We start from the raw sequence: 5,340 nt of genomic DNA on the forward strand, positions 1-5,340 counted from the left end.
GAGCACGATGCGCGCGGCCGGAGCGATGGCGTGGGACCACTGCAGGTCCAGCGCGATCTCCGTGGCCCAGCCCGCGTCGTAGGCCGGGGCGGTCCCTGTCAGCCCGCCCGCGGACGTGGCGTAGGCCTGCCACAGCTCGCAGCCCGCGGCGGCCGCTGGCGCGGGCAGGGGCAGGGCGGTGCTGGCGGGAAGGACCTTCGCGGTGCAGGCCGGCAGTCCGAATTTCTGGTTGAACGTGGCCAGTTCCGCGGCCGCATTCGGGTTGTGGCGGGCCGCCACGATGTAGATCGTCTGGCCCGCGCCCATCTGCGCTGCCTGCTGCGCGGTGGGGGTTGCGCCCGTGGCGGGCAGCGCCGGCAGGCCGTAGGCCGCGCGCACCTGCGCCGGCGTGTAGGTGGTGACCACGCTGGCGGCGCGGGCCTCTCCCGTGCCGTCTGCCGAGGGGGCCTGCTGCTCCTGTGCGATGGCCGCCTTGATACGGTCCGGTGTCAGGTGCCGCGTCGACAGCGTGGCCAGGCCGGCGTCGATCGCAGTCGATCGTGGCGCCATCAAAGCGCTGGCGGTGGGGTCGGCCGCATCCTCGGGGCCGGGGTCGGGCAGCAGCACGGGCGCGATGTGGAAGGCTGGCCGCGCCGTCAGCTCGGCCGGCACTGCCGTGGGCAGGTCGGCGGACGACGACGACAGCGTGGTCACGCTCGCGGCGGCCTCGCCGTCGCGCGTGGCCGCGCCATCGGTGGTGGAGCCGCCGCCACAGGAGGCGAGAAAGGCCGCCGCCAGAGCGGCCAGGGGCCAAAGGGGGCTGCCGGGGTGGCAGCGGGCGGGCAGGGAGGGGCGGGACGGGGCATGGAGGTTTCCCTGGGGCGGTGCCGGAGCGGGACGGTTTTCGAACGCGGGCCCCGGCAGGGGTGGATGGACCGGCCCAATGTAAGTGTTTGTTTCTTCTGGGGCGATCAAATATTTCAAATAAAACATTTGTTTCATTAAAAATGATAAAAATGATTTCACGCACCCGGGGTACCGCCTCATGGCATTGGCGGCCGCACTACACTGCAGGCCCATGAGCCAGCTGATCCTCGGAATCGAATCCTCCTGCGACGAAACCGGCGTGGCGCTGGTGCAGTCGCCCACCGGCGACGGGGTGCCCACGCTGCTCGCCCATGCCCTGCACAGCCAGATCGAAATGCACCAGGCCTACGGCGGCGTGGTGCCCGAACTGGCCAGCCGCGATCACATCCGCCGCGTGCTGCCGCTGACGGAAACCGTGCTGGCCGAATCCGGCAGGCGCCTGGCCGACGTGGATGTGGTGGCCTACACGCGCGGCCCGGGGCTGGCCGGCGCGCTGCTCGTGGGCGCCGGCGTGGCCTGCGCCCTGGGCGCCGCGCTCGACAAGCCCGTGCTGGGCGTGCACCACCTCGAAGGGCACCTGCTGTCGCCCTTCCTCAGCGTGGACCCGCCGGAATTTCCCTTCATCGCGCTGCTGGTCTCGGGCGGCCACACGCAACTGATGCGCGTGGACGGCGTGGGCCGCTACGAAATGCTGGGCGAGACCATCGACGACGCCGCGGGCGAGGCCTTCGACAAATCCGCCAAGCTGATGGGTCTGGGCTATCCCGGCGGGCCCGCGCTGTCGCGGCTGGCCGAGCAGGGCGACCCGGCCGCCTTCAAGCTGCCGCGACCGCTGCTGCACAGCGGCAACCTCGATTTCTCGTTCGCCGGCCTCAAGACCGCCGTGCTCACCCAGGCGCGCAAGCTGGGCGACGACCTCGACGCGCGCAAGGCCGACCTGGCCGCCAGCACGCAGGCCGCCATCGTGGACGTGCTGGTGCGCAAGACGGCCGCCGCGCTGCAGCAGACCGGGCTGCGCCGCGTGGTGGTGGCGGGCGGCGTGGGGGCCAACCGGCACCTGCGCGAGCAGCTCAATGCCGCCTGCGCCCGCGCCCAGGTGCGCGTGCACTACCCCGAGCTGCACCTGTGCACCGACAACGGCGCCATGATCGCCATGGCCGCCGCCATGCGCCTGCAGGCCGGCCGCCAGCAGGCCAACCGCGACTACGCCTTCGACGTCAAGCCGCGCTGGCCGCTCGATACGCTGCAGTAAGGAGCGGCGGCCGGAATTGGCGGCCAGACCGCTGAGCAACCGCTGGCAGGCGATGGCGCCGTCGAGCGGACGCCTTGCCAGCCGGGTGAACCGTTGTCGCTCGATGCGGATGCGCCGCTGGCCGCAGCCCGCGACCAGGCGTGGGGACGCTCTGCCACCGGATGGGCGAACTTCGGCGACTACGGCTTCACCGTCACCAACACGGCGATGGCCGCCGAAAGCGCGGCGACTGCCGTGGGGCCGTGTCGAAACAGCGACGGCTGGGGCCCGGTCTCGCTTTGCAGGCGCCGGCGAAGCGTCGCCGACATCACCCCGTGAATCGCTGAAAGGGCGATGACCAGCGCCATCTTGCCGAAGAGCCAGCCTTGTCCGATCCAGCCACCCCCTGCCGCGAGGCCGAGGCCAAGCACCCACACCAGCGCCATGGACGGTGTGGTCACGCGCCGGTCCCACTGAAGCACCGCCGTACCCAGGCGCTTTTCATGCGGCAGGAGCACGCCGCCGGCCGCGGGCCATCGCGATGCCACCACAGACAGCAGCAGCAGGCCTCCCACGAAGATGAGGGCCGCGCCGACGTGCAGGCCCTTGATCCACAGGTACGTCATCGAAGAACCCACCTGCTGTAAAGCCCTCCGAAGGGAAAGCAGGCAGCGAGCATCAGCTTTCCCGCGGCCTGCTTTGAAAGGCCTCCGCTTGCCACTGCTCGCACTGCGGCCCATCCCAACGCGAGGAATGCAAACCCGTGTATCGGCCCCATCACTGAGACGGCCATGGGAAAGCCCCCCAGGTGCTTCAACGGCACCGCGACAAGAAGCAGTGCCAACAGCGTGGTCGCTTCCAGGACGCACCAGGTGCGTAGCGCTGCGACACCGTGAGCGGGCCCATCCGGGCGGGCACAAGAGTCAGGGGCTGGATCGTGATGCGTCATTCCCCATTCTTGCTGGAACCCCTACACTGGGACAGTGGCAAGAATGCCAGTATTCGATGGTTTTTAGACAGCGCCGCAGATTGCGCTGCACGGCTCTGGTGCCCCCTCCCGCATGACCTCAACGAGACCTCCGCTTCAAAGACCCCATCGCATTGCATGTCTGGCGCTCCCGGGCGTCTTGTCGTTCGATCTGGCGACCGCCTGCGAGTCCTTTCGATTTGCGACGAATGCTTCTGGCGCGCCCTGCTACCAGATCGCGGTATGCGCGGAGCAGCAGGAACTCGACGCAGGCCCCTTCGCCATACGCATCAGGCACGGCCTGGAACCGCTCGAGACGGCTGACACGATCGTCGTGCCGGGCATCCTGCTGCCTTCGCCACCCCTGTCTCTTGCCGCCTCGCAAGCTCTGCGCCGGGCGGCCAAGAGAGGCGCTCGCATCGCTTCCATCTGCTCCGGCGCCTTCGTTCTCGCGGAAGCGGGTTTGCTGGATGGGCTGCGGGCGACCACCCATTGGGTGGCCGCGCCGGCACTGGCCCACCGGTATCCCGCGATCGATGTCGATCCGTCGGTGCTGTTCGTCGACAACGGACAGATACTGACCTCTGCAGGGGCCGCTGCGGGCCTGGACCTCTGTCTGCACATGATCCGCGCAGACTTTGGAGCCGCCGTCGCTGCGCACGTGGCCCGGCTGTCCGTGGTGCCGTTGCAGCGCGAAGGGGGACAAGCGCAGTTCATTCCACCGCCGGCACAGGCCACCGACAAAAGCCTGCAGCCCCTGGTCAGTTGGGCCCTGGCAAACCTTCATCGGCCAATGACCCTCACGTCCCTGGCCCGGCAGGCGTGCAGCAGCACCCGGACGCTGCACAGGCGGTTCAATGAGCAGTTCGGAGAGTCGCCCGCGCAGTGGCTGTCCCGGATGCGCGTGCAGAGGGCGCAAGAACTGCTGGAACGCAGCCGTCTCTCGGTGGAGCAAATTGTCAGCCAGGTGGGCCTGGGTTCTGCCGCGAACTTCAGGCTGCAGTTCCAGCGGATCGTCGGCGTGAGTCCAAGCCACTACCGCAAGAGTTTCGGCCAGCGCCTCGGTACGGGTGATTAGCCCGTTCGCAGCCCGTTCAGCCGTGAAACGGCGCCTTTCCATGGAGACGCCGGGGACACAAAAAAGCGCCCTGGCGTTTCGGCCAGGGCGCTTTGCGTTCTGCCTGCCTCGGCGGGACGGCCTCAGGCGATGGTCAATTGCGTGGCGCGGCTTTCCGGCACCACCTTGCCCAGCACCAGCGTCAGCACGCCGTTTTCCAGCTTGGCGGAGCTGGTGGACACGTCGATGTCCGCCGGCAGCTCCCAGGCACGCTGCACCTGGCGCGGCGCACCCTCCACGCTGGTCAGGCGCACCTGATTGCCTTCGATGGTCAGTTGCAGCTGGTCGCGCGAGAGGCCGGGCAGATCCATCTGCAGGGTCACGGTCTTTTCGTCCTGCTGCACGGTGTAGCCTGCGGCGGCCGGGGTGGCCAGGGTATGGTTCAAAAAGCGCTGCAGGGCCACGTCGGCGGAGCGGGGGGCGTTGAAAGCGGCGCGGCGGATCACGGGGGCGAAAATCATGGAAAAACTCCTGGAAAAACAGTGTCTTCGCGGCTCCCGGGTCGTTCGCCGCATGGTCCACAAATGTGTGTGGCGCGCTGCATTTCAAGGGCTTTTGAGCACGCGAATCGGCGCTTCACGCGCATTGGATCGGCCTGGGGATGCCTGCCGTTTTTACAAGGTGCCCCCGCGCACGGGGTTGCGCGGCCGGAACCCGCGCGGCGCTGCCGCATCCCATGTGCAGCCGCCCCCGCGCCGGTTGCGCGGGGTTACATCCCTTTGTCCGGACGCGTCTTTCGCAGCCTTCACAATGCACGCTGATCAGGGAATCGCCATGCCTACTCTTCGTCCATCACCTTCAAGCCCCATGTCTTCGCGCCATCCCCGCACCGTCTGGGTGCTCGCGCTGTCCGCTGCGCTCGTCGCCACCCTGGCCGGTTGCGCTTCCAGCTCGGTCCCCGGCCTGGACCGCACGCCGCGCTTCGACCCGGACGACTTCGACAGCGCCAGCATGCACACCCGCCACATCAATGCACCGCAGGCGCGCGTGTGCGAAGGCGCCCGCCGCGCCCTCCTGAGCCAGGGCTACCTGGTGAGCACCGCCAGCGCCGAAGTGGTGGCCGGGCGCAAGTACTTCCAGCCGTCCAGCGACATCCACTACGAGGTCGAGATGCGCGTCGTCTGCGCCACCGAGGGCGGCGACAAGACCCGCACCGCCGCCTTCGCCAGCGCCCTGCAG

The 5,340-nt window shown here is 68.7% G+C and carries 6 protein-coding genes and 1 pseudogene; 3 read left to right on the forward strand and 4 right to left on the reverse strand.

Going from position 1 to position 5,340, the window contains the following annotated elements; all coding sequences use genetic code 11:
* Positions 1 to 693, reverse strand: a pseudogene (locus AC27IO_RS20030) (peptidase S53); the annotation flags it as partial.
* A gap of 364 nt (positions 694 to 1,057) precedes the next feature.
* Between AC27IO_RS20030 and tsaD the strand changes: the two are divergent.
* Entirely contained in the window at positions 1,058 to 2,098 is a 1,041-nt protein-coding gene (tsaD, locus tag AC27IO_RS20035; protein WP_498740396.1) for a tRNA (adenosine(37)-N6)-threonylcarbamoyltransferase complex transferase subunit TsaD, read from the forward strand.
* 179 nt (positions 2,099 to 2,277) lie between these two features.
* Here the strand turns inward: tsaD and AC27IO_RS20040 are convergent, their stop codons facing one another.
* Complete coding sequence (locus tag AC27IO_RS20040) at positions 2,278 to 2,703, reverse strand: CopD family protein (RefSeq protein ID WP_498740398.1); 426 nt, start codon at positions 2,701 to 2,703, stop codon at positions 2,278 to 2,280.
* On the reverse strand, positions 2,700 to 3,026 hold the full coding sequence (locus tag AC27IO_RS20045) for a DUF3817 domain-containing protein (protein WP_498740400.1): 327 nt from the start codon (positions 3,024 to 3,026) through the stop codon (positions 2,700 to 2,702). Before AC27IO_RS20045 ends, AC27IO_RS20040 begins: the two co-directional genes overlap by 4 nt.
* Before the next feature lie 112 nt (positions 3,027 to 3,138).
* On the opposite strand from AC27IO_RS20045, the gene AC27IO_RS20050 reads away from it, so the two are divergent.
* A complete protein-coding gene (locus AC27IO_RS20050) occupies positions 3,139 to 4,122 on the forward strand; it encodes a GlxA family transcriptional regulator (RefSeq protein WP_498740402.1) in 984 nt (327 codons plus the stop codon).
* A 122-nt stretch (positions 4,123 to 4,244) separates the two neighbouring features.
* Here the strand turns inward: AC27IO_RS20050 and AC27IO_RS20055 are convergent, their stop codons facing one another.
* The gene (locus AC27IO_RS20055) at positions 4,245 to 4,622 is read right to left on the reverse strand and encodes an Hsp20/alpha crystallin family protein (RefSeq protein WP_498740403.1); all 378 of its coding nucleotides are present in this window, start codon (positions 4,620 to 4,622) and stop codon (positions 4,245 to 4,247) included.
* A 346-nt stretch (positions 4,623 to 4,968) separates the two neighbouring features.
* Between AC27IO_RS20055 and AC27IO_RS20060 the strand changes: the two genes are divergently transcribed.
* Positions 4,969 to 5,340 (forward strand): DUF2242 domain-containing protein (locus tag AC27IO_RS20060; protein ID WP_498740404.1); only part of this gene is annotated, 372 nt, incomplete at its 3' end.

It is taken from the genome of Acidovorax sp. KNOB132 (assembly GCF_057541515.1).

What these genes read in the sequence shown, in the direction of transcription:
- tsaD (WP_498740396.1), top strand. Translation starts at nt 1,058, where the DNA reads ATGAGCCAGCTGATCCTCGGAATCGAATCCTCCTGCGACGAAACCGGC.
- AC27IO_RS20040 (WP_498740398.1), bottom strand. Translation starts at nt 2,703, where the DNA reads ATGACGTACCTGTGGATCAAGGGCCTGCACGTCGGCGCGGCCCTCATC.
- AC27IO_RS20045 (WP_498740400.1), bottom strand. Translation starts at nt 3,026, where the DNA reads ATGACGCATCACGATCCAGCCCCTGACTCTTGTGCCCGCCCGGATGGG.
- AC27IO_RS20050 (WP_498740402.1), top strand. Translation starts at nt 3,139, where the DNA reads ATGACCTCAACGAGACCTCCGCTTCAAAGACCCCATCGCATTGCATGT.
- AC27IO_RS20055 (WP_498740403.1), bottom strand. Translation starts at nt 4,622, where the DNA reads ATGATTTTCGCCCCCGTGATCCGCCGCGCCGCTTTCAACGCCCCCCGC.